This is a genomic window from Kosakonia oryziphila (assembly GCF_900094795.1).
Taxonomy (GTDB): domain Bacteria; phylum Pseudomonadota; class Gammaproteobacteria; order Enterobacterales; family Enterobacteriaceae; genus Kosakonia; species Kosakonia oryziphila.
In genome coordinates this window covers 1-1,215 of the sequence record NZ_FMBC01000124.1, presented here as the reverse complement: position 1 = coordinate 1,215, position 1,215 = coordinate 1, and the positions used below count along the sequence as shown (strand labels likewise).

The 1,215-nt window shown below is 53.9% G+C and carries 1 pseudogene; it reads left to right on the top strand.

Annotated elements, in window-relative coordinates:
• Nucleotides 1-205 precede the first annotated feature (205 nt).
• Nucleotides 206-1,215 (top strand): annotated as a pseudogene (locus tag GA0061070_RS25050) (hypothetical protein); the annotation flags it as partial.

The window sequence follows — 1,215 nt, the reverse complement described above, 5'->3', positions numbered from 1 at the left end:
ACTGAGTATTTTAATCAGTGAAATTATTTTATTTTCAGCCTGTGGCTGTGGAAATGCTTTTGCCGTCGCCACATTACATGATACAACATCGAATACGGATGTGGTGGCTATTAGTTCAGGTCAAGATGTAACTTCCGGTGTTACTGGTTCGGCAAGTGTAAGTGCATCCAGTCCGGGGTCTATTGCAATTGGGTCCGGTGCCCAAGTGACAGCTATAGCATCCGGTACAGATAACTCTGCAAGTCTCGCCATTGGTTCTTATTCAACAGTGTCAGGCGCTGGTTCGGTGGGTCTCGGTGGATACAGTAAAGTAACGGGCTCAAACGCCCTGGCTATAGGTGGGTTGTCCGTCGCCAGCAATGACAACGCTGTTGCGCTGGGGGTAAGTTCAGCATCGGCGGGCAATGGTGCCGTGGCGGTCGGGAATCTGTCAAAGGCCAATTCAGACTACTCTCTGTCGATGGGGGCAAGCTCTTCCGCCACAGGAGCGAGCTCTCTGGCACTGGGACCGTCAGCCCTGACTAATGGCGGTTCGGCTATTGGCATCGGTAGCTTCTCAAAGGCCAACGCCGCTTCATCTGTGGCTGTCGGTGGTAATTCAACGGCCAATTCAACGTACAGCATGGCGCTGGGTGGATATGCGTCTGCCACGGGGGCTAACTCGGTTGCGTTGGGTCCGTCATCCCTGACTAATGGCGCTTCAGCTGTGGCTATGGGTAATGGTTCGAAGGCTAACTCCGATTACAGTATAGCGCAGGGAGATACTTCTTCTGCCACAGGTATTAATTCCATTGCACTGGGTAAGTCATCCCTGACCAATGGTACTTCAGCTGTGGCGGTCGGTGACACTTCAAAGGCTAATGCCGGTTCATCTGTGGCGGTCGGTGGTAATTCAAAGGCCAATTCAACGTACAGCATGGCGCTGGGTGGATATGCATCTGCCACAGGGGCTAATTCCGTGGCTCTGGGTCCGTCATCCCTGACTAATGGTGTTTCAGCTGTGGCTATGGGTAATAGTTCGAAGGCTAACTCAGACTACTCCCTGGCGATGGGGGTAAGCTCTTCCGCCACAGGGGCGAGCTCTCTGGCACTGGGGCCGTCAGCCAAGACCAGTAGTGACACCGCTGTCGCACTGGGTAGTTATGCAAATGCGGGTGCAACAAACAGTATGGCCCTGGGGGCGAACGCCTCAGCCACACTGGCCAACAGTGTGGC